This window comes from Herbiconiux dendrobii (assembly GCF_052048175.1).
Classification (GTDB): domain Bacteria; phylum Actinomycetota; class Actinomycetes; order Actinomycetales; family Microbacteriaceae; genus Herbiconiux.
The window spans coordinates 595,949-621,200 of the sequence record NZ_JBLZQV010000003.1; the positions used below are offsets into that span (position 1 = coordinate 595,949).

At 69.3% G+C, this 25,252-nt stretch carries 21 protein-coding genes; 7 read left to right on the forward strand and 14 right to left on the reverse strand.

The window, feature by feature from the left end; translation table 11 throughout:
- From ACN4JJ_RS11735 to sucC, 4 genes are all read right to left on the reverse strand, one after another.
- A complete protein-coding gene (locus ACN4JJ_RS11735; RefSeq protein ID WP_440710086.1) occupies nt 1–1,275 on the reverse strand; it encodes a cell division protein PerM in 1,275 nt (424 codons plus the stop codon).
- A gap of 94 nt (nt 1,276–1,369) precedes the next feature.
- On the reverse strand, nt 1,370–1,888 hold the full coding sequence (locus tag ACN4JJ_RS11740) for a hypothetical protein (RefSeq protein ID WP_440710087.1): 519 nt from the start codon (nt 1,886–1,888) through the stop codon (nt 1,370–1,372).
- A gap of 101 nt (nt 1,889–1,989) precedes the next feature.
- Complete coding sequence (gene sucD, locus ACN4JJ_RS11745) at nt 1,990–2,892, reverse strand: succinate--CoA ligase subunit alpha (protein ID WP_440710088.1); 903 nt, start codon at nt 2,890–2,892, stop codon at nt 1,990–1,992.
- Nucleotides 2,893–2,908: 16 nt separating this feature from the next.
- The gene (sucC, locus tag ACN4JJ_RS11750) at nt 2,909–4,078 is read right to left on the reverse strand and encodes an ADP-forming succinate--CoA ligase subunit beta (protein WP_440710089.1); all 1,170 of its coding nucleotides are present in this window, start codon (nt 4,076–4,078) and stop codon (nt 2,909–2,911) included.
- 227 nt (nt 4,079–4,305) lie between these two features.
- On the opposite strand from sucC, the gene ACN4JJ_RS11755 reads away from it, so the two are divergent.
- Nucleotides 4,306–6,255 carry a hypothetical protein gene (locus tag ACN4JJ_RS11755; RefSeq protein ID WP_440710090.1) on the forward strand — a complete coding sequence of 650 codons (1,950 nt, stop codon included), beginning with the start codon at nt 4,306–4,308 and terminating at the stop codon, nt 6,253–6,255.
- A 10-nt stretch (nt 6,256–6,265) separates the two neighbouring features.
- Here the strand turns inward: ACN4JJ_RS11755 and ACN4JJ_RS11760 are convergent, their stop codons facing one another.
- A complete protein-coding gene (locus tag ACN4JJ_RS11760) occupies nt 6,266–8,704 on the reverse strand; it encodes an ATP-dependent helicase (protein ID WP_440710091.1) in 2,439 nt (812 codons plus the stop codon).
- A 12-nt stretch (nt 8,705–8,716) separates the two neighbouring features.
- Nucleotides 8,717–9,748: a glycerophosphodiester phosphodiesterase family protein gene (locus ACN4JJ_RS11765; RefSeq protein ID WP_440710092.1), complete on the reverse strand. Its 1,032-nt coding sequence runs from the start codon at nt 9,746–9,748 to the stop codon at nt 8,717–8,719.
- Between the two features lie 84 nt (nt 9,749–9,832).
- Here ACN4JJ_RS11765 and ACN4JJ_RS11770 point away from each other — a divergent pair, with 84 nt between their 5' ends.
- A complete protein-coding gene (locus ACN4JJ_RS11770) occupies nt 9,833–10,651 on the forward strand; it encodes a Bax inhibitor-1/YccA family protein (protein WP_440710093.1) in 819 nt (272 codons plus the stop codon).
- A 67-nt stretch (nt 10,652–10,718) separates the two neighbouring features.
- On the opposite strand, the gene guaA is transcribed toward ACN4JJ_RS11770, so the two are convergent.
- The 7 genes from guaA to ACN4JJ_RS11805 form a co-directional block, all read right to left on the reverse strand.
- On the reverse strand, nt 10,719–12,317 hold the full coding sequence (guaA, locus tag ACN4JJ_RS11775; protein ID WP_440710301.1) for a glutamine-hydrolyzing GMP synthase: 1,599 nt from the start codon (nt 12,315–12,317) through the stop codon (nt 10,719–10,721).
- Nucleotides 12,313–12,762, reverse strand: a complete 450-nt coding sequence (locus tag ACN4JJ_RS11780) for a DUF3817 domain-containing protein (RefSeq protein WP_291053285.1) — start codon at nt 12,760–12,762, stop codon at nt 12,313–12,315. Before ACN4JJ_RS11780 ends, guaA begins: the two co-directional genes overlap by 5 nt.
- A gap of 4 nt (nt 12,763–12,766) precedes the next feature.
- Entirely contained in the window at nt 12,767–13,645 is an 879-nt protein-coding gene (locus ACN4JJ_RS11785; protein ID WP_440710094.1) for an SURF1 family protein, read from the reverse strand.
- A complete protein-coding gene (locus ACN4JJ_RS11790; RefSeq protein ID WP_440710095.1) occupies nt 13,642–15,135 on the reverse strand; it encodes a cation:proton antiporter in 1,494 nt (497 codons plus the stop codon). The genes ACN4JJ_RS11785 and ACN4JJ_RS11790 overlap by 4 nt, the downstream gene beginning before the upstream one ends.
- Before the next feature lie 9 nt (nt 15,136–15,144).
- A complete protein-coding gene (locus ACN4JJ_RS11795; RefSeq protein WP_291053293.1) occupies nt 15,145–15,678 on the reverse strand; it encodes a cation:proton antiporter regulatory subunit in 534 nt (177 codons plus the stop codon).
- Nucleotides 15,679–15,807: 129 nt separating this feature from the next.
- The gene (locus ACN4JJ_RS11800; RefSeq protein WP_440710096.1) at nt 15,808–17,541 is read right to left on the reverse strand and encodes a glycerol-3-phosphate dehydrogenase/oxidase; all 1,734 of its coding nucleotides are present in this window, start codon (nt 17,539–17,541) and stop codon (nt 15,808–15,810) included.
- 55 nt (nt 17,542–17,596) lie between these two features.
- Nucleotides 17,597–18,715 carry a GuaB3 family IMP dehydrogenase-related protein gene (locus ACN4JJ_RS11805; protein WP_440710097.1) on the reverse strand — a complete coding sequence of 373 codons (1,119 nt, stop codon included), beginning with the start codon at nt 18,713–18,715 and terminating at the stop codon, nt 17,597–17,599.
- 74 nt (nt 18,716–18,789) lie between these two features.
- Between ACN4JJ_RS11805 and ACN4JJ_RS11810 the strand changes: the two genes are divergently transcribed.
- Complete coding sequence (locus tag ACN4JJ_RS11810; protein ID WP_440710098.1) at nt 18,790–19,404, forward strand: TetR/AcrR family transcriptional regulator; 615 nt, start codon at nt 18,790–18,792, stop codon at nt 19,402–19,404.
- Here ACN4JJ_RS11810 and guaB read toward each other — a convergent pair.
- Entirely contained in the window at nt 19,392–20,894 is a 1,503-nt protein-coding gene (guaB, locus tag ACN4JJ_RS11815) for an IMP dehydrogenase (RefSeq protein WP_440710099.1), read from the reverse strand. The two genes, ACN4JJ_RS11810 and guaB, sit on opposite strands and share 13 nt — an antisense overlap.
- Nucleotides 20,895–21,142: 248 nt before the next feature.
- Here guaB and ACN4JJ_RS11820 point away from each other — a divergent pair, with 248 nt between their 5' ends.
- Genes ACN4JJ_RS11820 through ACN4JJ_RS11835 form a run of 4 tightly spaced genes read left to right on the forward strand, consistent with a single transcriptional unit; the run spans nt 21,143 to nt 25,248 of the window.
- The gene (locus ACN4JJ_RS11820) at nt 21,143–22,441 is read left to right on the forward strand and encodes a branched-chain amino acid ABC transporter permease (protein ID WP_440710100.1); all 1,299 of its coding nucleotides are present in this window, start codon (nt 21,143–21,145) and stop codon (nt 22,439–22,441) included.
- Between the two features lie 14 nt (nt 22,442–22,455).
- On the forward strand, nt 22,456–23,433 hold the full coding sequence (locus ACN4JJ_RS11825) for a branched-chain amino acid ABC transporter permease (RefSeq protein WP_291053314.1): 978 nt from the start codon (nt 22,456–22,458) through the stop codon (nt 23,431–23,433).
- A complete protein-coding gene (locus ACN4JJ_RS11830; protein ID WP_440710101.1) occupies nt 23,426–24,427 on the forward strand; it encodes an ABC transporter ATP-binding protein in 1,002 nt (333 codons plus the stop codon). The genes ACN4JJ_RS11825 and ACN4JJ_RS11830 overlap by 8 nt, the downstream gene beginning before the upstream one ends.
- Nucleotides 24,424–25,248 (forward strand): ABC transporter ATP-binding protein, encoded by an 825-nt coding sequence (locus tag ACN4JJ_RS11835; RefSeq protein ID WP_440710102.1) that lies wholly within the window; start codon nt 24,424–24,426, stop codon nt 25,246–25,248. Before ACN4JJ_RS11830 ends, ACN4JJ_RS11835 begins: the two co-directional genes overlap by 4 nt.
- The last annotated feature ends 4 nt before the right edge of the window (nt 25,249–25,252 follow it).

A 25,252-nucleotide genomic window follows, 5' to 3' on the forward strand; every position in this document is an offset into this window, starting at 1 on the left:
TCACAGTGTATCGGCCGAGCGCGGGGCCTCCGATCGAGCGGTCAGGGGCTTCGCTCCGGCGATCAGGCCGAGCAGCATGGGCACGGAGAACTCCAGGAACGCCCACACCCACACCCAGCCGGCATCCGGGCCCACCTCGGCCAGCCGCCCGGGACCGGCGGCCCCTCCCGACCAGAGCGCCAGCAGGGCCAGGATGCTCGCCCCCACGGCTCCGGCGCCGGCGGCCACGATCACCATCCGCACGATCCGGCCCCGCCCGTGCGTTCCGCGCACGCGCGACAGGAACACCGGCCGCAGCACCGCCGCCGTGGCGAAGCCGGCCAGCACGGGCACCAGCAGCCCCACGAAGCCGAGCGCCGGGGTGCCCTGTGGCAGCGCTCCGAGCACGGGCAGCGCGGGCACGAGGCCGAGCTGCGTGCCGAGCGGCGAGACCGCCGATCCGGCGCCGATGGCGAAGCCGGGGCCGACGAACCAGGAGGCCGTCCAGACGATCAGGTTCGGCAGCAGAACGAGCTGGGCGACGGTGAGCGAGATCCCGCCCACGAGGCCGGCCTGCAGGCTCTCGTAGAGCGAGACGATCGACGAGAAGTTGACCACGAGGATGAGCGCCATGGCGATCGCGGAGAGGGCGATCACCGCCGCAGCCGCGAGCGCTCCGGCGCGGAAGACCAGGGCCACGAGGCCACGGTCGTCCTCGTCGACCCGGTCGAGCCGGGCCCGCCAGCGACGCCGGATGCCCGACGAGGGGCCGAGCTCGAGGGCGGGCGTGCGCCGCGCCGTCCAGGCCGCGCCGATGGCCGTTCCGAGCGCGTAGACGCCGGCGGGGAAGAGGATGCTCTGCGCCAGTGAGGGCAGGGCGGCCGCCTCGCGCGCGCTCAGACAGACCAGCAGCGACAGCGCTCCCACCGCGACCGTACCGACCACGGCGGCGGTGACGGGATACGGCGTCGCCGCGAGCCGCCTCCCGGCGCGCACGCCGAGCAGCGCCGTGATCAGGGCGAGACCGAGAGGGGCGAGCCCGACCTCGAACGGCACCCCGGCGCCCTCCAGCGCGAGCCGCAGGGCGAGATCGGGATCGACCGTCAGCAGCAGGTCGACCCCGTTGCCGAGCAGCCACAGATCGGCCGAGGCGCGCCAGAACGCGAGCCAGTCGATGGCGAGTCCGAACTGGGTGGCCCAGAGGATGGTGAGCGGTACGAGCGGGATGCCGACACCGATCGCGACGACGATGACCGCGTCGAGCGCGGCGAGCAGAGCGGTGACTGGGCGATTCATGCTCGGCCGAGCCTACCCTCCGCGGTGGTCCCGAACCCGGCGGCACGCAGGGCATCCGGATGCGCCCGGGAGTGTCGTCGGGGCACCGGCGCGATCAGTGGAAGGCGGCCTTCAGGAGGATCACGGCGACGCCGAGCAGGGAGGTGACGAACCCGGCGACCAGGCACGAATACCAGCGCGCTCCGCGTTCGGCGAAGGCCAGCAGGCCGAGCACGAACAGCAGCACGACGCCGATGAGGAGCGCCAGGTAGTAGGCCAGTGATTCGGAGACAAGGCCGAGGGCGCCGAGCGCCAGCATGCTGATCGGAAGGATCGCGGCCAGCAGCAGCCCCGAGGAGTGGCGCACCGCGTCTCCGAGGGCTTCGCCGATCGGGATGTCGCGGCCGTCGCGCTTGCCGTGGTTCGCCACGGTGAAGGCGAACACGTGCGCGATCCAGAACACGAAGGTGGTGGCGGCGACGGTGGCGAGCAGGTCGAAGTCGCTCTCGCCGTCCTCCACGATCACGATCAGCGCGCTCGTGATCAGCGTCCCGTAGATCGACTCCGGAGTGACCAGCTCATGCCGCAGCCGCCGATACAGCCCCCGCGAGCCCTCAGTAGTGGTGTCCGTCACCCCACCATTCTGGCAGCCCGAACGACATCGACCCGTCAGTCAGTCCCGCTATTCCGGTGCGAAAGCGGGACGAACTGACGGGTCGATGGAGGTGAAACCCCCTACAGGGCGGCGTAGACCTCGCGGAGGAGCGCGGCGGTCTCGCTCGGCGTCTTGCCGACGCGCACGCCGGCGGCCTCGAGGGCCTCCTTCTTGGCCTGGGCGGTACCGGCCGAGCCGGAGACGATGGCGCCGGCGTGGCCCATGGTCTTGCCCTCGGGAGCGGTGAAGCCGGCGACGTAGCCGACGACCGGCTTGGTGACGTTGGCCTTGATGAACTCGGCCGCGCGCTCCTCGGCGTCGCCGCCGATCTCGCCGATCATCACGATCGCCTTGGTCTCGGGGTCGGCCTCGAACGCGGCGAGCGCGTCGATGTGGGTGGTGCCCACGATCGGGTCGCCGCCGATGCCGATGGCGGTGGAGAAGCCGAGGTCGCGCAGCTCGTACATCATCTGGTAGGTCAGGGTGCCCGACTTCGACACGAGGCCGATCGGGCCCTTACCGGTGATGTTGTTGGGGGTGATGCCCACCAGCGACTCGCCGGGGGTGATGATGCCGGGGCAGTTCGGCCCGATGATGCGGGTCTTGTTGCCCTTGGCCTTGGCGTAGGCCCAGGCTTCGGCCGAGTCCTGCACCGGGATGCCCTCGGTGATGACGACCAGCAGCGGGATCTCGGCGTCGATGGCCTCGATGATCGCGTCCTTCGAGAAGGCGGGCGGCACGAAGGCGATCGACACGTCGGCGCCGGTCTTCTCGATGGCCTCGGCGACCGTGCCAAAGACGGGCAGCTCGACGGCGGCGCCGTCCTTGCCGGTGTGGCTGACGGTGGTGCCGGCCTTGCGGGCGTTGACGCCGCCGACGACCTGGGTGCCCGCGGCGAGCATCAGGCCGGTGTGCTTGGTGCCCTCACCGCCGGTGATGCCCTGGACGATGACCTTGGAGTCCTTGTTCAGAAAAATCGACATATCTCTCGTCCTCTACTTACTTCGCCGCGGCGGCGAGCTCGGCGGCCTTGTCGGCGCCGTCGTCCATCGTCAGGGCCAGGGTCACGAGCGGGTGGGCGGCCTTCTCCAGGATGGCGCGCCCCTCCTCGACCTTGTTGCCGTCCAGTCGCACGACCAGCGGCTTGGTGGCGGTGTCGCCGAGCACCTCGAGGGCGCCGACGATGCCGTTCGCCACGGCGTCGCAGGCGGTGATGCCGCCGAAGACGTTGACGAAGACCGACTTCACCTGCGGGTCGCCGAGGATGACGTCGAGGCCGTTGGCCATCACCTGAGCGGAGGCTCCGCCGCCGATGTCGAGGAAGTTCGCCGGCTTCACACCGTCGTGCTTCTCACCGGCGTAGGAGACCACGTCGAGCGTCGACATCACGAGACCGGCGCCGTTGCCGATGATGCCGACCTCGCCGTCGAGCTTCACGTAGTTGAGGTCGTTCTTCTTGGCCTTGGCCTCGAGCGGGTCGGCGGCCTCGGCGTCTTCGAGCGCCTCGTGGTTCGGGTGGCGGAAGCCGGCGTTCTCGTCGAGCGAGACCTTGCCGTCGAGGGCGATGATGTCGCCCTCCTCGGTGAGCACGAGCGGGTTGACCTCGACGAGTGTCGCATCCTCGCCCTTGTAGACCTCCCACAGCTTCACGAAGACGGGAGCGACCTTGTCGACGAGCTCCGCGGGGAACTTGGCGTCGACGGCGATCTGCTTCGCGGTCTCGAGGTCGATGCCCTTGATCGGGTCGACCTCGATGCGGGCCAGGGCCTCGGGGCGCTCGACGGCGAGCTGCTCGATCTCCATGCCGCCCTCGTAGCTGGTGAGCGAGAGGTAGGAGCGGTTGGCGCGGTCCAGCAGCACGGAGAAGTAGAACTCCTCGGCGATCCGGGCGCCGCCGGCGACCATGACGCGCTTCACGACGTGGCCCTTGATGTCGAGGCCGAGGATGGCCTGGGCGGCCTCGTAGGCGGCCTCCGGATCCTTGGCGACCTTGACGCCGCCGGCCTTGCCGCGGCCTCCGACCTTGACCTGGGCCTTCACCACGGTGACGCCGCCGAGCTTCTCGGCCGCTGCCTTCACCTCGTCGGGGGTATCGGCGATGATGCCCGGAAGCACGGGAACCCCGTAGCTTTCAAAGAGGTCTCGGGCCTGGTACTCGAATAGATCCACGCTGGTCTTCCAATCCGCTTTCAACTCGTCGTCCTGCAGGGGATTTCGCAGGGCGTGACTGACGGCGCGACAAAAGGAGTGTCCCCTCCATCGCTCCGGACACCATCTAGCACTCTACCCCCGTGGCGGAGGGCCGCTCGTCCTCCACAGGTGGGGCTCGCACCGGATCTCTCCACAGATTTGCGTCCGGCACCGCGGCCCGGGCGCCCGTGATCGACTCTGAGGGCATGAAACGACCACCTCTCGTGCTACTCGCCGCCACCGTCGCCGCCCTGCTGGGGCTTCCCGCCGCCACTCTGGGCGGTCTCGCCCTCTCCGCCTCCGCCGTCCAGGCCACAGCCCACGGTCAGGGGGTGCTCTGGGCGAAAGACCACACCTCGTGGATCGGCGATTACGCGCTCGACGACGGCCGTTCGGGTTACTGCATCGACGTCGAGAAGCCGCCGCCCACCGGCGCCGACGTCGATTACAGCGACGGATCGGCGAGCGGATGGTTCTCCACCGACGACTCCGCGCGCCTGGCCTACATCTCCCGCCACTGGGGCTCCCCCGGCGACCCGCTCACGGCCGCCGCCGGGCAGCTGGCCACCTGGACGGTGACGGGGCTGGCCGGTCACGACCAGGCCTACTTCGCACAGCGGGCGAACGCCGATGCCGATCTGGTGCTCGGCGCAGCCAATCACATGCTCGCGCTGGCGAACGGCAAGAACGGCGCGTCGCGGGGAGCATCGGTGACGATCGCGCTCACGCTCGACGGCGCGTCCGGCAGCGCCCGGCCCGACCTCACGGTCGACTACCTCTCGGGGCCGGTGGTGCTGCCGATCTACTCCTATCCCGGCACGATGACGCTGCACGGCGCCACCTTCGCCGACGGCAGTCGCAGCGCGACCGTGGCGAACGGGGCCACGGCCTCCTTCACGGCCGACCAGGAGGGGGCGACCGAGTCGGTCACCGTCGAGGTCAGCTATCCGAACCTGCCCTACGGAGACGGTTTTCGGCTCGGCCGCAACACCGGCGGCAGCCAGAACCTGCTCGTCTCCCAGCCCTATGAGATGGAGGTGCGTGCCTCGGCCACCGCGTCCGGGCCGAGCGCGCTGCCGTTCCGGCCGCGGGTGCAGACGAAGACAAGTCTGCAGGTCGCCGAGCCCGGGGCGACGCTGAGGGATGATCTGCACCTCGAGGTGCACCCCTCCTCGCCGACCGGCACGCAGTGGGGTGTCTATCGCGCCCCCGACGGCTCGATGGATCCCATCCCCGTGGTCATCCAGAGCGTGCTGTACGGCCCGTTCCCCGTGCGGCCCGGCGAGAGCGTCGCCGTTCCGGAGGGTGCCCCCGAGGTGTGCCGGGTGGAGCTGACGGTCGAGGGCGGGCCGGGCGACTACCGGTCGAGCCCCTGCGTCGTCCCCGCGGCCGGGTTCTACGTCTGGACCGACCTGATCGACCCGGTGCGCACTCCGAGCGACCGGGGCGGAGGGCGATTGCAGGGCTGGAGTTCGGCGTTCGGCGTGGCCTCGGAGACCACCGTCGTCCCGGCCGTCCCCCGCATCGAGACCGTCGCCTCGGCCCACGCCCTCACCGAACCGGGCTGCGTTTCCGACTCCCTGACGGTCGGCGGCTTCCCCTCGGGGGCGCCCGGCATCACCGTCGTCTCGACCCTGATCGGCCCGCTGCCGGATGCGCCCGCCGCCGAGAGCGTCCCGCCGGGCTGGGAGGGCTTCCCGGTCGCCGGCCGGGTGAGCACGCTCGTCGCCCACGACGGAACCCACCGCAGCAAGTGCGTCCCCGTGCACGAACCGGGGCACTACTACTTCGTGTACTCGTCCGAGGGGAGCGGGCCGAAGGTGCCGAAGGTCGCCACCGCCCTGCCCGCCCTGATCCCCGCGTTCTCCGACGCGGTGGTGCAAGAAGCGGAGTCGGTGGCCCTGACCGCCCCGACGCCCCCGACGTCGACTCCTCCACCGCCGACCCCGCCGACCCCGCCGACGAGCACACCGCCGGCCCCCGCGGTGCCGCCGGTCGTGCCCACACCCACGACGAGCAGCACTCCCGCACCGATCGCCGCTCTCGCGAGCACCGGGCGCAACAGTGGCCCCTCGGCTCTGGCCACCACCTGGTCGGTGCTGGCGGTCATCGCCGGGCTGGCCGGGCTCGGTTTCACGGCGAGGCGCTGGCTTTGAAAGCCGGCGGTCAGATCTTCTCGATCGGGGCGATCTTGATCAGCAGCTTCTTGGGCCCGGCCGAATCGAACTGCACGTGCGCCACCCGCTTCGAGCCTTCGCCCGTCACCTGGTTCACCCGGCCCTCGCCGAAGTCGATGTGCGTGATGCGGTCACCGGGCTGGAGTTCGAGGTCGCCGTTGTCGCGCACCTGGCCGGTGACACGGTTCGCCCACTCCGTCTTGGGGCGGGGCGGGGCGGGCGGCAGGCCGAAGTTCGAGTCGCTGTTCCAGCGTGAACCGCCACCGGATCGGCCTCCGTACGAACCGCCACCGCGCGAGGCGTTGAGCGCCCGTGGCTCCGTGCCGCCGCGCGAGGTCGCCATCCCGGGCGACTGGATCCAGTCCATCAGCTCGGCCGGGATCTCCTGCAGGTAGCGGCTGGGCATGGCCACCGCGGTCTCGCCGAACTGGGCGCGGGTCATCGCGAGCGAGATGAACAGGCGCTTGCGCGCGCGGGTGATGCCCACGTAGAACAACCGGCGCTCCTCGGCCGGTCCGCCGGGCTCGCCGGCCGACATCCGGTGTGGCAGGAGGTCTTCTTCGACACCGGTGAGGAACACCGCGTCGTACTCCAGCCCCTTGGCCGTGTGCAGGGTCATCAGCGAGACCGTGCCGCTGGTGTCGTCGAGATCGTCGACCGCGGCCACGAGCGACACCTCGGTGAGGAAGTCGATCAGCGTGCCGTCGGGATTGTTGCGGTTGAACTCCTTGGTGACGGCCAGGAGCTCCTCCACGTTCTCGGCCCGGGCCTCGTCTTGCGGGTCGCGGCTCGCCCGCAGGGCGGTCACGTAGCCGCTCTTCTCCATCAGCAGGGCGAGAACCTCGCTCACCGGGGCCTCGCCGCCGGTGCGCTCCGGGTCGACCAGCTCGGAGGCCTCGTCGAGCAGGGCGGCGAGCTGCAGGATGGCGCCCGTCACCTTCGGGCCGAGCGAGAGCTCGGTGGCCCGCCGCATCGACTCGCGGTAGCTGACCTCCTCGCGCTCGGCGAACGAGGCGAGCGCCGTCTCGGTGGCCGGCCCGATGCCGCGCTTGGGGGTGTTCAGGATGCGGCGCAGCGCCAGCCCGTCGAACGGATTCGCGACCGCGGTGAGGTAGGCCATCACGTCTTTGATCTCGGCGCGCTCGTAGAACTTGGTGCCGCCCAGCACCCGGTACGGAAGCGCCGAGCGGATGAAGATCTCCTCCAGCGCTCGGGTCTGCGAGTTGGTGCGGTAGAACACGGCGATCTGGTTGTACGCCATGCCCTCCTCGTGCAGCTTCTGGATCTGGTCGGCCACGAACTGGGCCTCGTCGTGACCCGAGTAGCCGGTGAAGCCGATGATCTTCTCGCCGTCGCCCACGGCCGTCCAGAGCTTCTTGTCCTTGCGGTCGAAGTTGTTCGAGATGACCGCATTGGCCGCCGTGAGGATGTTCTGGGTGGAGCGGTAGTTCTGCTCGAGCAGCACCACGGTGGCACCCGGGAAGTCGCGTTCGAACTCCACGATGTTGCGGATGTCGGCGCCGCGGAAGGCGTAGATCGACTGGTCGGAGTCGCCCACCACGGTGAGCGAGGCGCCACCGCCGGCGAAGGCGGCCATGCCGGAGAGCTCGTTCGACTGCGGGGGTCGGGTGAGCTCGCGGATGAGGGCGTACTGGGCGTGGTTGGTGTCTTGGTACTCGTCCACCAGGATGTGCCGGAACCGGCGCTGGTACTTCTCCGCCACCTGCGGGAAGGCCCGGAACAGGAAGACCGTCTGGCTGATCAGGTCGTCGAAGTCGAAGGCGTTCGCCTCGCGGAGCGCCCGCGTGTAGGCCCGGAACATCTCGACGAAGATCGCGTCCTGCGGGTCGGAGAAGTTCGCCTGCCGGGCGTAGCTGTCGGCATCCGAGAGCTCGTTCTTGAGCTTGGAGATCTTGCCCTGCACCGAGGAGACCGTGAAGCCGAAGGTGTCGGCCTGCAGGTCTTTGATGATGCGCTTGATCAGCGCCCGCGAATCAGCCGAGTCGTAGATGGTGAAGCTCTTGGTGAAACCGAAGTTCTCGGCCTCGCGGCGCAGGATGCGCACGCAGGCGGAGTGGAAGGTCGAGATCCACATCCCCTCCGCGACACCGCCCAGCAGGGCGCCGACGCGTTCGCGCATCTCGGCCGCGGCCTTGTTGGTGAACGTGATGGCGAGGATCTGGCTCGGCCAGGCCTCGCCACCCCGGATGAGACCGGCGATGCGGTGGGTGAGCACCCGCGTCTTGCCACTGCCGGCACCGGCGACGATGAGCAGGGCCGGACCGCGGTAGACCACCGCCTCGCGCTGCTCGGGGTTCAGCCCGTCGAGCAGTTCATCCTCGACGCCGTCGGAGCCGGGCGCTCCGGAACCGGGGCCGCCGACCACGATGGGACGGACGCTGGGTGTCGATTCGGTGGTTTCGCTCATGCTGAGGCAAGTTTACGGCGCGCCACCGACGCTGCCGGCTGCGGCCAGCGCCAGATCGGGCTGGTCGGCGAACACACCGTCCACGCCGCTGCCCAGGATGGCCCGGAACTCGTCCTCCCACCGCCCGAACGCCCCCGCCGCCTTGCCGATGCGGTAGTTCTTCGGCAGGAAGCGGTTCTCGGCCCGCAGGGTCCAGGTGAACACGTCCAGACCCGCCGCATGGGCGCGGTCGACCAGGTCGGATGTGCGGTGCGCGGCCCCGACCGCGTCCCGCGGGAGGATCATCGCCTTGTCGACGCTGATGCCGTCGACCTCGGTGGCCAGCACCCGCAACCCCTCATCGCTCAGCTCCTGGGCATACGTGAGCGCCGCGGCGCCGTCTCGGGTCACCGCGTCGAACGCGCTGCCGGCCGCCTCGACCAGATACGTGTAGTGCGCCGACAGACCGCTCGCCCGCAGCGCGAGCAGCGGCGTCTTCTCGAACGACTCGATCACCAGCTGCCCGCCGCGACCCGACCAGCCGGAGGCCGCCAGCTCCGCCGCCACGAGCTCGGCGAGCGGCATCCCGATCGAGTCGAAGTAGGTGGCGTGCTTGAGCTCCACCACCACGCCCTTGGCCGCCCCGTCCGACGACGCCTCGTCGGCGATGCGCAGCACGTCGCCGAGGCGGAGCAGCCCGAACCGCCCGTCGAAGCTCGCACTCGAGCGGCGCACCGCCGGCAGCCGCTCGACGGCACGCAGGCTCTGCAGCTCGGCCCAGGTGAAGTCCTCGGTGAACCAGCCCGTGAGCGCGGTGCCGTCGATCCGCTTCGTGGTGCGCCGGCCGGCGAACTCGGGCCGGGAGGCGACATCCGTGGTGCCCGAGATCTCGTTCTCGTGCCGCACCACGGCCACGCCGTCGCGGGAGAGCACGATGTCGGGCTCGACGGCGCCGGCCCCCAGGGCGAAGGCGAGCTCATACGCCGAGGCGGTGTGCTCCGGGCGGTAGCCGCTGGCTCCCCGGTGAGCGATCACGAGGGGGCGGGCATCCGGAAGTCGTCTCACATTCCGAGGCTACGCCGAGGTGGGTGCACTACCCTGGGAAGACTCGATCACCCTGAGACAACCACCCAAGACAGAGAGACTGACATGGCCACCCCGTCTTCCAGCAATCCCGCGTTCTCGCGCAACCCCGTGTTCAACGGCAAAGAGGTGCAGAACATCTCCGCCGAGGGCCTGCAGTCGATGTACGAGCAGCCCGCCGCCACCCCCTCGCAGACCGAGCGGATGAGCTACGACGGCGTCATCCTGAAGACCGCCGGCATGTTCGTGGTGCTGTTGGCCACGGCGGCCATCGGCTTCCTCGCCATGTACCCCACCCCCACGGTGCTGGGTCTCGGCCTGATGATCGGCGGCGTCGTCGGCGGCCTCATCCTGGGCCTGGTCAACGCGTTCAAGCGTGAGCCCTCCGTTCCGCTCATCCTGCTCTACGCCGCCTTCGAAGGTCTCGCCGTCGGCGCCATCTCGGGCATCTTCGAGGCGCGCTGGTCGGGCATCGTGCTGCAGGCCGTGCTCGCCACCTTCGCCGTGTTCGGCGTCACGCTGGCGCTCTTCGCGAGCGGCAAGATCCGCGCGTCCAAGCGGGCCACCAAGATCTTCCTGATCGCCATGGTCGGCTACGGCGTCTTCTCGCTGCTCAACTTCATCCTGATGGTCACCGGCGCTGTCACCGACCCGTGGGGCCTGCGCGGCGCCACGATCGGCGGCTTCCCCATCGGTATCATCATCGGCCTGCTGGCCGTGCTGCTGGCCGCCTACTCGCTGGTGCTCGACTTCGACTCCATCCAGCGCGGCGTCAAGGCGGGCGCTCCCCGCAAGTACGAGTGGTCGGGCGCCTTCGGCCTCGTGCTCACGCTGGTGTGGCTCTACCTCGAACTGCTGCGCATCATCGCGATCTTCCGCAACTAGCGGTCCGCGCAGCGCAACGAAGAAGGCCCCGTCCGACTGGACGGGGCCTTCTTCGTTCAGGGGAGCATCACTCCCACTCGATGGTTCCCGGCGGCTTCGACGTGACGTCGAGCACCACGCGGTTGACGCCGGAGACCTCGTTGGTGATGCGGTTCGAGATGCGGGCCAGAACGTCGTACGGCACGCGCGTCCAGTCCGCGGTCATCGCATCCTCGCTGGAGACGGGACGCAGCACGATCGGGTGCCCGTAGGTGCGCCCGTCGCCCTGCACGCCCACCGAGCGCACGTCGGCCAGCAGCACCACGGGGCACTGCCAGATCTCGGCGTCCAGGCCGGCGGCCGAGAGCTCGGCGCGCACGATGGCATCCGCCTGACGCAGCAGCTCGAGGCGCTCGAAGGTGACCTCGCCGACGATCCGGATGCCGAGACCGGGGCCGGGGAACGGCTGGCGCCCCACGATGACCTCGGGCAGCCCGAGCTCGCGGCCGATGGCGCGCACCTCGTCTTTGAACAGGGCCCGCAGCGGCTCCACGAGCTCGAACTGCAGGTCTTCGGGCAGGCCGCCCACGTTGTGGTGGCTCTTGATGTTCGCCGTACCGCTGCCGCCGCCGGACTCCACCACGTCGGGGTACAGGGTGCCCTGCACGAGGAAGCGGATCGGATCGCCGTCGGCCTCCGCCTCGGCCAGCAGATCGGCCTGCGCCTTCTCGAAGCTGCGGATGAACTCGCGCCCGATGATCTTGCGCTTCTGCTCGGGGTCGCTGACCCCGGCGAGCGCCGTCAGGAACTGCTCACGCGCGTCGATGGTGACCAGGCGCACGCCGGTCGACGCCACGTAGTCCTCTTCCACCTGGCGTCGCTCGCCCTCCCGGAGGAGCCCGTGGTCGACGAAGATGCACACCAGCTGGTCGCCCACGGCCTCGTGCACGAGCGCGGCGGCCACGGCGGAGTCGACGCCGCCGGAGAGCCCGCAGATGACCTTGCCGCTGCCCACCTGGGCGCGGATGGCGGCCACCTGGTCGGCGATCACGTTGCCCGGGTTCCACTCGGCCGGGATGCCGGCCGCGCGGTGCAGGAAGTTCTCGATCACGTTCTGGCCGAACGGTGAGTGCTTCACCTCGGGGTGCCACTGCACCCCGTAGAGCCCGCGGGAGGAGTCGGCGAAGGCGGCCACGGGCGTCGAGGAGGTGCTCGCGAGCACCTCGAAGCCCTCGGGCGCCTGCACCACGGAGTCGCCGTGACTCATCCACACCGTCTGGGCCGCGGGCTGCTCGCCGAGCAGCGTCGACGACGGTGCGGTGGCGGCATCCAGAGCCACGTCGGTGGACCCGTACTCACGGGCGCCGGTCTTCGCGACCTCGCCGCCGAGCGCCTTGGCCATCACCTGGAAGCCGTAGCAGATGCCCATCACGGGCACGCCGAGCTCGAGGATCGCGGGGTCGAGCGCGGGCGCACCCTCTTCGTAGACGCTCGAGGGGCCGCCGGAGAGCACGATGCCGACCGGGTTCTTCGCCGCCACCTCGGCCGCGGAGATGGAGTGCGGCACGATCTCGGAGTAGACGCTGGCCTCGCGCACGCGCCGGGCGATCAGCTGCGCGTACTGCGCGCCGAAGTCGACGACCAGCACCGGCCGGTTGAGCTCGGCAGGGGACTCTGATCCGCTAATGGGATGCCTCCACGGGTTCGGGGGTTGCGGCGCCGGCCTCACGCTGGGCGAGGTAGGCCTTGACCTCGCGCGCGATCCGCGCTTCGAGGAAGAAGGAGAGGAAGGGGATGACGCCACCGAGGGCGATCAGCACGAACCGCAGGAACGGCCAGCGCATGAGGCTCCACAACCGGAAGTCGGAGAACAGGTACACCACGTAGAACCAGCCGTGGGCGATCAGGATGCCCGTGCTGAGGTTCACGGCGACCGTCGTGCCCTCGGGCACGAACGCCAGCAGTCCGCGCGGCCCGCCGAGCTCGAGCTCGACCCCGATGGGGGTGTACTTCAGCAGCATCTCCACGCAGAGCAGCAGCAGCATCACACCCGTGATCACGGAGGCGACCTGGTAGAACTTCAGCGCTCCGCGGATGCGCGGGAAGTCCTTCGGTTTGGGTTGCAGGGCCATGGATCTAGGATACCCGCGCATCCGGGGCGTCGTCGGCGGCCCCGGGTGCCCCGGAGGCCTCCGCCGCCTCCTCGAGCTCCCGCTCCCAGGCGTCGCGCACGAGCCGGTACCAGAAGTAGATCGCGAAGCCCGCGAACACCACCCACTCGGCCGCGTAGAAGATGTTCAGCCAGTTCAGCTGCACCGAGCGGTCGGGCTCGGGCGAGGCGATCGGGGCGAGGCCGGGCGGAGCATCCTGGAGCACGAGGTAGCCGCCGTAGACGTCCGCCGCCCCGTCGAACTCGGTCCAGCGGTTGATCAGCGAGGCCACGGCCATCGAGGTCTCCAGCGGCAGCCCGTCGAGGGTCGCGGGCGAGGTGATCGGCTTCTCGGTGTCGCTCGCCGCCGGCGCCTCGGTCGGCAGGTAGCGGCCGGTCACCTCCTCGGAGGCGGCACTCGCTCCCCCGGCCAGCGCGGAGGCACTCGCCAGCGCGGTGTCGGCGTCGGCGGTCCAGCCGAGCGCCACCGCGAGATACGTGTCCACCGGCTGGTCGACGGCGAACTGCCCGATCACCCAGTACCCGGGCGTGCCCGCATCGAGCCGATCGGCCAGGATGCCGTACCCCGAGGCCACGAAGTGCCCCGACACGGTCACCCGCTGAGCGGCCTGCGACTCGAGTACCGGCGTCTGCGGCGTCGCCACGTCGGCTAGCGGCCGCACCGTCTCGGTCTGCGAGTAGATGTCCTCTCCATTGCTCACGGCCCGCCCCAGCTGCCACTGGCCGAGCGCGGCGAAGATGCCGGCCACGACCAGGGCGAGCACGAGCACGCCGATCCATCGCGGGCGCCGCATCACGCTGAAGACGGTGATGCTGCGGGGGGTGCTGCCGGCGGGCGAACTCAATACTCGCTGTCCCTTGCCTTGGTGTCGTACTCGTCGTAGCCGTCGGACTGCTGCATGGCCTGTTCGATCAGGCGATCGGCGTCGGAGCGCACAGGGGTGGCGGGGCGTGCGGATGCGCTGGTTCCGGATGGCGAGCCGCCCGGCGACCCGGCGGGCACGGCCACCCCGTCGTCACCGTCGGCGGCTTCCATCAACGCGATGGCCTCGTCGGCCGAGAGGTCGCCGCCGGCGCCCGGCCGCCCCGCCCCACCGGCCGCGCCGGACCCCGCACCCGCCGCACCGGCGGCTGCTGCGGCCGCCGCCAGAGCCGCGGCCTTCTTGCGCTTGGTGCCGAGCACGAACGAGCCGATGCGCTCGGAGTTGACAGCCAGGATCGGCCCGATGATGGCCATGATCAGCACGTAGAGCCCCGCGAAGGGCTGGATGCGCGAATCCAGCCCCGCGGCCAGCGCGAGCGTGGCGAGGATGAGTGCGAACTCCCCGCGGTTCTGCAGGATGGCGGTCGTGTTGATTCCCGCCTGCGGCCCGAGGCCGTTGAGCCTGGCCACGAACTGCCCCGCGACGATGTTCAGCCCGATGGTCATCGCCACCGCGATCGCCACGGGCCCGATCACCTCAGGGAACTTCGAGGGGTCGAGGCCCAACCCGAAGTTCAAGAAGAAGAAGGCCCCGAACACGTCGCGCAGCGGGATCGCGATCTGCTCGATCCGATTGCGGTAGCGGGTGGCGCCCAGCACGAGGCCGATCAGGAACGCGCCGATCGCATCCGTCACCCCGAGGATCTCGCCGAGCCCGCCGAACATGATCGCCAGCCCGAAGAACAGGATGGTGAACAGCTCGGTGTCCTTCGTGCGGAACAGCCGCGACACGAACTTCCCGCCCCAGCGGGCGACCGCGAACATCAGCACGAGGAACAGGAACGAGATGCCGAGCTTGCCGATCACCGGCCACACCTCGGTCTCGCCCGAGAGCACCACCGAGACGATCGCCAGGTAGATGGCGATGAAGAGGTCTTCGACCACGGTGACGCCCAGGATCATCGGCGTCTCGCGGTTGGCCAGCCGGTTCAGCTCGATCAGCAGCTTCGTCACGATCGCGCTCGAGGAGGTGGCCGTGATGCCCGCGATGATCAGCGCCTCACGCGTGCCCCAGCCCACCATGAAGCCGAAGGCGAGCCCCACCAGCATGTTGATGGCGATGTACGAGCCGCCCGAGATGACGAGCTTGCCCGCGTTGGAGAAGAACTCGTCCTGATCGAACTCGAGACCGAGGTTGAACAGCAGCAGGATCAGCCCGAAGACCGCGATCAGCTCGATGTAGTCGGTGTGCTCGAAGGAGAGCGGGAACCAGCCGAAGTGCGGGCTCGCCAAGAGCCCCACGACCATGTAGATCGGGATGGCCGGGAGGCCGATGGACTTACCCAGTCGCCCCAGCACGTAGGCCAGGACGAAGAGGATTCCGAGGATGAGGAGGTCGGGCCCTAGGTGCATGCGGCCGGCTCAGCTTCCGGGCGGACCGTCGAGGGCTCCTGCTTTCGCCTTCATCTCGCCGGTGCGGAAGAAGGTGAAGGCCTTGGCGACCTTCTCCGGCGAACCGGCTACCACGAGGGTGTCACCGGGGAAGACCTTGAAGTCGGGGGCCGGGGCGGGGTTCGCGGAGTCGCCGCGCACCACGGCCACGACCGTGAGGCCGGCGATGCCGCGCTCGGCGGGCGAGCCGAGCGGCTGGCCGGCGATGTGGTCTTCGTAATCGACCGTGAACCAGTCGATCGAGAGCCCGGGGATCTGGTCGAGCGCCGTGAGCGACTCGGTGATCTGGGTGCCGCCGAGCAGCTCGGCGAGGGTGTGCGCCTCGTCTTCGGAGAGCCGGAGCGAGACCTTCGTGGCATCCGAACCGTCTTCGTCGTCGGCGAAGGTGATGAGGTCGCTGTGCCCGGAGCGGTGCGCGATGACGCCCACCTTGCCGCCGTCGGAGGTGTAGAAGGTGTGCAGTACCCCGACTCCGGGAAGCTTTACGCGCCGCACGTCGACCATGGCCGTCTCCTCCAGCTGTCACCGCGATGCTTCGGATGGGCTCGTTCCGAATGGCGGTGACACCAGTTTAGCCGAGCGCACGAGGGCCCCCGCCGGAGCGGAGGCCCTGTTCGCGCTGAGCGTGCGAGGTCAGTTGGTCGGGACGATGTCGGGGGCCTCGAGGCGGATGCGCTCGGCCGACTCGTCGTCGGGCTGCTCTTGCGAAGCGCGTTCGGCGGCGACGCGCTCGAGGTAGACCGTGACCTCGTGGTCGATCCGCTGCTCGTCCCAGCCGAGCACGCCCGCCATCAGCCGGGCGGCCACGGGTGCGGCCGAGACGCCGCGGTCCCAGGCCTCGATCGAGATGCGGGTGCGGCGGGCGAGCACGTCGTCCAGGTGCAGCGCGCTCTCGTGTGAGGCCGCGTAGACCACCTCGGCGCCGATGTAGTCGTCGGCGCCCGGCAGGGGCTCGGCGAGCGTCGGGTCGGCGAGGATCAGGTCGAGCAGCTCATCCGTCAGCGTTCCGTAGCGGTTCAGCAGGTGCTCGATCCGCACGGTGTGCACACCGAACTTGCGCGCGATCTTCGAGCGCTTGTTCCAGGCGGCCTGGTAGCCCTCGGCGCCGAGCAGCCCGATGTCTTGCGTGACCGACGGCGAGATCTTGCCGTCGAGGGCCGAGACGGCGGCGTCGATGGCATCCTTCGCCATGATGCGATAGGTCGTCCACTTGCCGCCCGCGATCACCACGAGGCCGGGCACCGAGTGCGCCACGAGGTGCTCGCGCGAGAGCTTGGAGGTCTGGTCGCTCTCCCCGGCCAGCAGCGGACGCAGGCCCGCGTAGACGCCCTCGACGTCTTCGCGGGTGAGCGGCACGGCCAGCACCTTGTTCACGTGCGCGAGCAGGTAGTCGATGTCGGCGGCGGTGGCGGCCGGATGCGCCTTGTCGAGGTGCCAGTCGGTGTCGGTGGTGCCGATCAGCCAGTGCCGCCCCCATGGGATGACGAACAGCACGCTCTTCTCGGTGCGCAGCAGCAGCCCCGACTTGCCCTGGAAACGATCGCGCGGGACGACGAGGTGGATGCCCTTGGAGGCACGCACCTTGAACTGCCCGCGCTCCCCCACCATGGCCTGGGTGTCGTCGGTCCAGACACCGGTCGCGTTCACGACCTGCTTCGCCTTGATCTCGAACTTCTCGCCGGTCTCGAGGTCGTGGGCCTTCACGCCGACGACCCGCTGGCCGACCTTGACGAAGCCCTCGACCTGCACCCGGCTGGCCACATGGGCGCCGTACGAGGCGGCCGTGCGGGCGAGGCTCGACACGTAGCGGGCGTCGTCGACCTGCGCGTCGTAGTAGGTGATGCCGCCGATCAGCGCGTCTTTCGCCAAGCTCGGCATGAGCTGCTGCACCTGCTTGCGCGAGAGGTGCCGGTGGTGCGGAACCCCGGGAGGGCGGCCGCCGGAGTAGCTGAAGATGTCGTACAGCAGCATCCCGGCGCCGATGTACAGCCGCTCGAAGACGCGCTTGTTCAAGGGGTAGAGGAAGCGCACCGGCTTCACCAGGTGCGGCGCGATCCGCTGCAGCAGCAGGCCGCGCTCGGTGAGCGCCTCACGCACCAGCCGGAAGTCGAGCTGCTCGAGGTACCGGATGCCGCCGTGCACGAGCTTCGACGAGCGGCTCGAGGTTCCGGATGCCCAGTCCCGGGCCTCGACCATGCCCACGCGCAGTCCACGGGTCGCCGCATCCAGGGCGCTCCCGGTGCCGACGATGCCGCCGCCGACCACCAGGATGTCGAGTTCCTTGGTCTTGAGCGTCTCGATGGCGGCCGCGCGCTCTTCCGGACCGATCTTGGTCGGATGCGATACCGAGGTGGGGCTGGTGGCCATGAGACTCTCCTTCTTTGGTGAGCTAGCTGCGTGCCCTCTCCACGCTAGTCATCCTCTAGTCGACCCGGTAGGGGGCGACCACGACTTCGATCCGCTGGAACTCCTTGAGGTCGGAGTAGCCGGTGGTCGCCATCGAGCGGCGCAGGGCGCCGATCAGGTTGGCGGTGCCGTCGGCGACGGGAGAGGGGCCGTAGAGGATCTGCTCGAGCGGCGCGACCTGGCCCACGTGCACGCGGTTGCCGCGGGGCAGCTGCGAGTGGTGGGCCTCGGGGCCCCAGTGGTAACCGCCGCCGGGAGCATCCGTCGCCCGTGCCAGGGCCGTGCCGAGCATGACGGCGTCGGCGCCGACCGAGATGGCCTTCACGATGTCGCCCGAGGTGCCGAGGCCGCCGTCGGCGATGACGTGCACGTAGCGGCCGCCCGACTCGTCCATGTAGTCGCGGCGGGCGCCGGCCACGTCGGCGACGGCCGTGGCCATCGGGGCGTGGATGCCGAGGGTCGCGCGGGTGGTGGATGCCGCTCCCCCGCCGAAGCCCACGAGCACACCGGCCGCGCCCGTGCGCATGAGGTGCAGGGCCGCGGTGTAGGTGGCGGCACCGCCCACGATCACCGGGACGTCGAGCTCATAGATGAACTTCTTGAGGTTCAGCGGCTCGACCGTCTTCGACACGTGCTCGGCCGAGACGGTGGTGCCGCGGATGACGAACAGGTCGACGCCGGCGGCGACCACGGTCTCGTACAGCTCCTGAGTGCGCTGGGGCGAGAGCGCTCCGGCGACGGTGACTCCGGATGCGCGGATCTCGGCCAGGCGGGCGGTGACCAGCTCGGGCTTGATGGGTTCGGAGTAGATCTGCTGCATCCGCTCGGTGGCCTTGCCCTCGGGCAGGTCGCGGATCTCGGCCAGCAGCGGCTCGGGGTCGTCGTAACGCGTCCACAGCCCCTCGAGGTCGAGCACGCCGAGGCCGCCGAGCTGCCCGATCATGATGGCCGTCTGCGGTGAGACGACGGAGTCCATGGGGGCGGCGAGCACCGGGATGTCGAACTGGTAGGCGTCGATCGACCAGTTCACCGACACATCCTGCGGATCGCGGGTGCGCCGCGAGGGCACGACCGCGATGTCGTCGAAGGAGTAGACGCGGCGCCCGCGCTTGGCCCGGCCGATTTCAATTTCCATCACGCCTCATCCTATCGGGCGGCATGCCCACCCCTCAGGCCCACGACACAGCGAACCCCGGAGAGAATGGGCGCATGTCCAAGATCACGCGGGAGCAGATCGTCGCGGCGGGCACGGCGATGATCGCCGAGGAGGGCGCCGAGGCGTTCTCGATGCGGCGGCTCGCCGAGCGGCTCGGCGTGACGCCCATGGCGCTCTACCACCACGTGGGCAACCGCGAGCGGCTGCTGCACGCCGTGCTGCACGAGGTGTCGAGCCGGCTCGAGCGGCCCGAGCTACCCGCCGATCCGCGCGAGCGCGCCCTCGCGGTGGCACTCTCGTTCCACGCGTTCCTCCGCGCCAATCCGTGGGCCATCCCGCTGATCAGCGTCGGCCGCACGGATGCCCGGGAAGGCATCTGGGTCTCCGAGCAGCTCGTGCAGGCCGCGGTCGACGCGGGTGTTCCGGATGAGGCCGCGTTCCGCTTCTTCCGCGTGGTGCTGGCCGTGGTCGTCGGCCAGGTCGTCGCCTTCCCGCCGGGTGGCGACGACGCCGAAGACGTCGAGCTGCCCCCGCCCGAGCCCTCAGACGAGGAACCAGGCCTGCATCGCTTCCTCCGCCGCTGGTCGGCCTACGACCGGCGGCTTTCGGTGCAAGCGCTGCTGAGATCCGTCATCGACGCCCAGCTGCCTGCGCCTCAGCGACGGTAGTTGGGCGCCTCGACGACCATCTGCACGTCGTGCGGGTGCGACTCCTTGAGCCCGGCGGCGGTGATCCGCACGAAGCGGCCCTTCGCCTTGAGCTCGGGGATGGTGCGCGCACCCACGTAGAACATCGACTGGCGCAGGCCGCCGGCCAGCTGGTACGCCACGCTGCCGAGCGGGCCGCGGTAGGGCACCTGGCCCTCGATGCCCTCGGCGATCAGCTTGTCGTCCGACGGCACGTCCGACTGGAAGTAGCGGTCCTTCGAGTACGAGGTCTTCTCGCCGCGGGTCTGCAGCGCGCCGAGCGAGCCCATGCCGCGGTAGTTCTTGAACTGCTTGCCGTTGATGAACACCAGGTCGCCGGGGCTCTCGTCGCAGCCCGCGAGCAGCGAGCCGAGCATGACGGTGTCGGCACCGGCCACGAGGGCCTTCGCGATGTCGCCCGAGTACTGCAGACCGCCGTCGGCGATCACGGGGACGCCCGCCTCGCGCGCGGCCAGCGAGGCCTCGTACACGGCGGTGACCTGGGGCACGCCCACGCCGGCCACCACACGGGTGGTGCAGATGGAGCCGGGGCCCACGCCCACCTTGATGGCGTCGGCACCGGCCTCGACGAGCGCCTGGGCGCCCGATCGGGTGGCCACGTTGCCGCCGATCACGTCGACGTCGGCGAAGGCCGAGTCGCCCTTGAGCCGGCGGATGATGTCGAGCACGCCCGCGCTGTCGCCGTTCGCGGTGTCGACCACGATCACGTCGACGCCTGCGTCGAGCAGGTTGGTGGCGCGCTGCCAGGCGTCGCCGAAGAAGCCGATGGCGGCTCCGACTCGGAGGCGTCCCGCAGAGTCCTTCGTGGCGTTGGGGTACTTCTCGCTCTTGTCGAAGTCCTTGACGGTGATGAGGCCGGAGAGACGCCCGGCGTCGTCGACGATGGGCAGCTTCTCGATCTTGTGCTGCGCGAAGATGGCGACCGCGTCATCCGGGTCGACCCCGACGCGCGCGGTGATGAGGGGCATCTTCGTCATGACGTCGCGCACGAGCGTGGTCGACTTCTCGAACTGGGAGACGAAGCGCATGTCGCGGTTCGTGATGATGCCCACGAGCACGCCCTGGCCGTCGACCACGGGCAGTCCCGAGACGCGGTACACGCCGCACAGGGCGTCGACCTCGGCCACGGTCGCATCCGGAGTCGTGGTGACCGGATCGGTCACCATGCCCGACTCGCTGCGCTTCACCCGGTCGACCTGCTCGGCCTGGTCGGAGATGGAGAGGTTGCGGTGCAGGATGCCCAGGCCTCCCTGGCGCGCCATGGCCACGGCCATCCGCGATTCGGTCACCGTGTCCATCGCAGCGGAGAGCAGCGGAGTGGCCACATCGATCCGTTTGGTGAGGCGTGACGTGGTGTCGGCCTCGCTCGGGATGACGTCGGTGTGCCCCGGCAGGAGCATCACGTCGTCATAGGTCAGCCCCACAAAACCGAACGGATCCGCCTGGTCCATACATCTCCTCACGCCCAACGCCTAGGTCAATCGTAACCGTTAGGAACTGCGCGGTATTCCGTGTAGAAATGACGACAGCCGATTGAGGTGTCCACTCGAAACACCGTGGACACATTTCGACTGTATGGTCTAGCAAAGTCGCTACGACCATAGCCACGGAGAAGCCCGCTGCACCCGGGTTTCTCCCACCAGGAGGTGCTGACTTGATCGCAGGAATCCGCATCGGACCAGGAGTCCGACTCGTCACGATGATCCTCACAGCCATAGCGCTGTGCTTGGGTGTCGTGCTCGGATCAGGGGCGCTGACCGCGAACGCGGCCACCACCCCGGTGCCCACTCCCGCCCCGACACAATCGGGTGATTTCACCAACACGTACACGATCACCGGCATCCTGCGCGACGGCGACACCCTCGTCACCGGCGCCGAGATCACGGTCGAGGGCGACGGCTTCAACGAGGTCGCCACCACCGACGACACCGGCCGCTGGTCGGTCGTGGTGCCCGAGAAGGCCGAGTACACCGTCACGCTCGACGTCGACACGCTGCCCGAGGGGGTGGCCCTGCGCGACGCCGACAAGTCGGTCGCCACGGTGGCCGCCGACGAGTGGCAGGTGAACACGATCACCCGCTCGTTCCCCTTGGGTGCGGACACCCGGCAGACGACGGGCGTCTTCGAGCAGTTCCTGCAGCGCCTCGCGGCCGGCCTCAACTTCGGCCTGCTGATCGCCCTCGCGGCCATCGGCATCACGCTGATCTTCGGCACCACCGGCCTCAACAACTTCGCGCACGGCGAGATGGTGACCTTCGGCGCCATCGTCGCCTGGGTGTTCGCCGTGCTGCTCGGCCTCAACATCTTCGTGGCCATGGTCATCGCGCTCGTGCTCGGCGGCGTCTTCGGCTACCTCAACGACTGGTTGCTCTGGAGACCCCTGAGGCGAAAGGGGGTGAAGCTCGTCCAGGCGATGATCGTGTCGATCGGTCTGGCCATCGCGGTGCGCTACCTCTACCTCTTCAACATCGGCGGCGACACCAAGACGATGAACGTCGGGCTGTCGGACGTCGTGGTGCTGGGCCCCGTGCGCATCACCACCGGCTCGATCATCAGCATGGTCATCTCGATCGTGGCGCTCCTGCTGGTGGGCCTGTTCCTCACCCGCACCCGCATCGGCAAGGCGACCCGCGCGGTGAGCGACAACCCCTCGCTCGCGGCCGCATCCGGAATCGACGTCGACCGCATCATCCGCATCGTCTGGGTTCTCGCGGGCGCACTGGCCGCCCTCGCCGGCGTGATGCTGGCGCTGTACCGCCAGGTGTCGTGGGACATGGGCTTCCAGGTGCTGCTGCTGATGTTCGCCGCCGTCACCCTCGGTGGACTCGGATCGGCCTACGGCGCGCTCGTCGGCTCGATCGTGGTGGGGCTCTTCGTCGAACTCTCGACGCTGTTCATCCCCGCCGACCTCAAGTACGCGGCAGCCCTCGTGGTGCTGATCGTGGTGCTGCTCGTACGGCCCCAGGGCATCCTCGGCCGCAAAGAACGAATCGGTTAAGGGAGGAGAGACTCATGGACTGGGGAAACATCTTCGGAAACGCCGTCGGCGAGATCATCTCACCGACCACCGCGGCCTACGCACTCGCGGCGATCGGCCTGGGCGTGCACTTCGGCTACACGGGCCTGCTGAACTTCGGCCAGGCGGCCTTCCTCCTGATCGGCGCGTACGCGTTCGCGATCCCGACGCTGGCCGGGGCGCCGATCATCGTCGCCGTGCTCAGCGCCATCATCTGCTCGGTGATCTTCGCGTTCATCCTGGGCATCCCGACGCTGCGACTGCGGGCCGACTATCTGGCGATCGTCACCATCGCCTCCGCCGAGGTGGTGCGGTACATCGTCACCACGACGGGCCTGACCGACTTCACCGGTGCGGCCAACGGCCTCTCCGGCTTCAAGGGCACCTTCGCGGCGATCAACCCGATCCCGCAGGGCACCTACGGTTTCGGTCCCTTCACCTACAACGAGTACGACTGGTGGGTGCGGATCGTCGGCTGGGCGCTCGTCATCCTGGCCAGCGTGCTGGTGTTCCTCTTGATGCGCAGCCCTTGGGGCCGTGTGGTCAAGGGCATCCGGGAAGACGAGGATGCCGTGCGCAGCCTCGGCAAGAACGTCTACTCCTACAAGATGCAGGCGCTCGTCATCGGTGGTGTCATGGGCTCCGTGGCCGGCATCGTGTTCATCCTGCCGAGGGCGGTGCAGCCGGCGAACTACACCACCGGCCTCACCTTCTTCATCTGGACGATCATGTTGCTGGGCGGCGCGGCCACGATCTTCGGGCCCATCGTCGGCTCGATGATCTTCTGGGTCGTGCTCTCGCTCACCCAGGGCATCCTCTACGGCGCCATCGAGTCGGGGGCGCTGACCTTCATCTCCACCACCCAGGCCGGGCAGATCCGCTTCATCCTCGTGGGTGTCGCGCTGATGCTGCTGGTCATCTTCAGGCCGCAAGGCATCTTCGGAAACAAGAAGGAGCTGTCCTTCAGTGTCTAACGTCCCCTCGTCCCAGACCGCCGTCCCGCAGACCCACCCGCTCGTCAAGGGCGAGGTCGGTCCCGGATGCGCCAAGACCGATCCGATCGTCATCGCCGACAGCGTCACCCGTCAGTTCGGCGGCCTCAAGGCCGTCGACGTGGCCCACCTGGAGATCCCGCGCGGCAAGATCACCGCCCTGATCGGCCCCAACGGCGCCGGCAAGACCACGATGTTCAACCTGCTCACCGGCTTCGACAAGCCGAACACCGGAACGTGGGAGTTCGACGGCAAGTCGCTCGCCGGCGTCCCCGCGTTCAAGGTGGCGCGGGCCGGCATGGTGCGCACCTTCCAGCTCACCAAGTCGCTCGGCCGGCTCTCCGTGCTGCAGAACATGCTGCTCGGCGCCACCGGGCAGCGCGGCGAGGGCCTGTTCAGCTCGCTGGTCAAGCCGCTCTGGCGCAAGCAGGAGGAGGAGAACACGGCACGCGCCGATGAGCTGCTCGCCCGCTTCAAGCTCGACGCCAAGCGCGAGGACTACGCCGCCTCGCTCTCGGGAGGCCAGCGCAAGCTGCTCGAGATGGCGCGGGCGCTGATGTCGAACCCCGAGCTGATCATGCTCGACGAGCCGATGGCGGGCGTGAACCCCGCGCTCACCCAGTCGTTGCTCGGGCACATCAAGAACCTGAAGGACGACGGCACCTCGGTGCTGTTCGTCGAGCACGACATGCACATGGTCATGCACATCTCCGACTGGGTGGTGGTGATGGCCGAAGGCCGGGTCGTGGCCGAGGGCCCGCCGGAGACGGTCATGAAAGACCCCGCCGTGATCGACGCCTACCTGGGTGCCCACCACGACGAAGACCTGGGTGACCTGATGGAAGACGGGCCCAACCCGGTGCTGGAGGCCGAGCGCAAGGCACGGGAGGCGCATCCGGATCTGGCGGACGGCGCGGCCGAGCCCGGTTACGCCGAGCCGGTCACGCCCGCCAGCCGCGAGGAGGAGCAGCGATGAGCAGCATCGACCCCAACGAGATGAACTCGGAGACCAACACGCTGGCCGAGGAGGGCTCGAGCGCGCACACGCTGGCCCCCACCGACCGCGGCGGGGCGGTGCTGAAGACCGAGAACCTGGTCGGCGGCTACCTGCCGGGGGTGAACATCCTGAACGGCTGCACGATCGAGGCCTACCCGGGTGAGCTGATCGGCATCATCGGCCCGAACGGCGCCGGCAAGTCGACGGTGCTGAAGGCGATCTTCGGCCAGATCAAGATCCGCAGCGGCCGGGTCATCCTGAAGGGCGAGGACATCACGGGTCTCCGCGCGAACAAGCTGGTCACAAAGGGTGTCGGCATGGTTCCGCAGAACAACAACGTGTTCCCGAGCCTGACCATCGAGGAGAACCTCGAGATGGGCCTGTTCCAGAAGCCCTCGATCTTCGCCGAGCGCTTCGACTTCGTCACCACGCTCTTCCCGGAGCTCGGCAAGCGCCGCAAGCAGCGCGCGGGCTCGCTCTCCGGCGGTGAACGCCAGATGGTGGCGATGGGCCGGGCGCTCATGATGGAGCCCTCGGTGCTGCTGCTCGACGAGCCCTCCGCGGGTCTCTCGCCGGTGCGCCAGGACGAGACCTTCATGCGGGTGCACCAGATCAACCGCGCCGGCGTCTCGGTCATCATGGTGGAGCAGAACGCCCGCCGCTGCCTGCAGATCTGCGACCGCGCCTACGTGCTCGACCAGGGCCGCGACGCCTACACCGGCACCGGCCGCGAGCTCATGAAAGACCCGAAGGTGATCGAGCTCTACCTCGGCACCTTGGCGGCCGACCAGGGCCACTAAGCGG

Bases quoted from the DNA above. Each gene is read 5' to 3' on its own strand.
- ACN4JJ_RS11760 (WP_440710091.1), bottom strand. From the start codon at position 8,704: ATGAGCGAAACCACCGAATCGACACCCAGCGTCCGTCCCATCGTGGTC.
- ACN4JJ_RS11790 (WP_440710095.1), bottom strand. From the start codon at position 15,135: ATGCACCTAGGGCCCGACCTCCTCATCCTCGGAATCCTCTTCGTCCTG.
- ACN4JJ_RS11735 (WP_440710086.1), bottom strand. From the start codon at position 1,275: ATGAATCGCCCAGTCACCGCTCTGCTCGCCGCGCTCGACGCGGTCATC.
- ACN4JJ_RS11755 (WP_440710090.1), top strand. From the start codon at position 4,306: ATGAAACGACCACCTCTCGTGCTACTCGCCGCCACCGTCGCCGCCCTG.
- ACN4JJ_RS11820 (WP_440710100.1), top strand. From the start codon at position 21,143: ATGATCCTCACAGCCATAGCGCTGTGCTTGGGTGTCGTGCTCGGATCA.
- ACN4JJ_RS11835 (WP_440710102.1), top strand. From the start codon at position 24,424: ATGAGCAGCATCGACCCCAACGAGATGAACTCGGAGACCAACACGCTG.
- guaB (WP_440710099.1), bottom strand. From the start codon at position 20,894: ATGGACCAGGCGGATCCGTTCGGTTTTGTGGGGCTGACCTATGACGAC.
- ACN4JJ_RS11780 (WP_291053285.1), bottom strand. From the start codon at position 12,762: ATGGCCCTGCAACCCAAACCGAAGGACTTCCCGCGCATCCGCGGAGCG.
- ACN4JJ_RS11825 (WP_291053314.1), top strand. From the start codon at position 22,456: ATGGACTGGGGAAACATCTTCGGAAACGCCGTCGGCGAGATCATCTCA.
- ACN4JJ_RS11770 (WP_440710093.1), top strand. From the start codon at position 9,833: ATGGCCACCCCGTCTTCCAGCAATCCCGCGTTCTCGCGCAACCCCGTG.
- ACN4JJ_RS11800 (WP_440710096.1), bottom strand. From the start codon at position 17,541: ATGGCCACCAGCCCCACCTCGGTATCGCATCCGACCAAGATCGGTCCG.
- sucD (WP_440710088.1), bottom strand. From the start codon at position 2,892: ATGTCGATTTTTCTGAACAAGGACTCCAAGGTCATCGTCCAGGGCATC.
- ACN4JJ_RS11810 (WP_440710098.1), top strand. From the start codon at position 18,790: ATGTCCAAGATCACGCGGGAGCAGATCGTCGCGGCGGGCACGGCGATG.
- ACN4JJ_RS11805 (WP_440710097.1), bottom strand. From the start codon at position 18,715: ATGGAAATTGAAATCGGCCGGGCCAAGCGCGGGCGCCGCGTCTACTCC.
- ACN4JJ_RS11795 (WP_291053293.1), bottom strand. From the start codon at position 15,678: ATGGTCGACGTGCGGCGCGTAAAGCTTCCCGGAGTCGGGGTACTGCAC.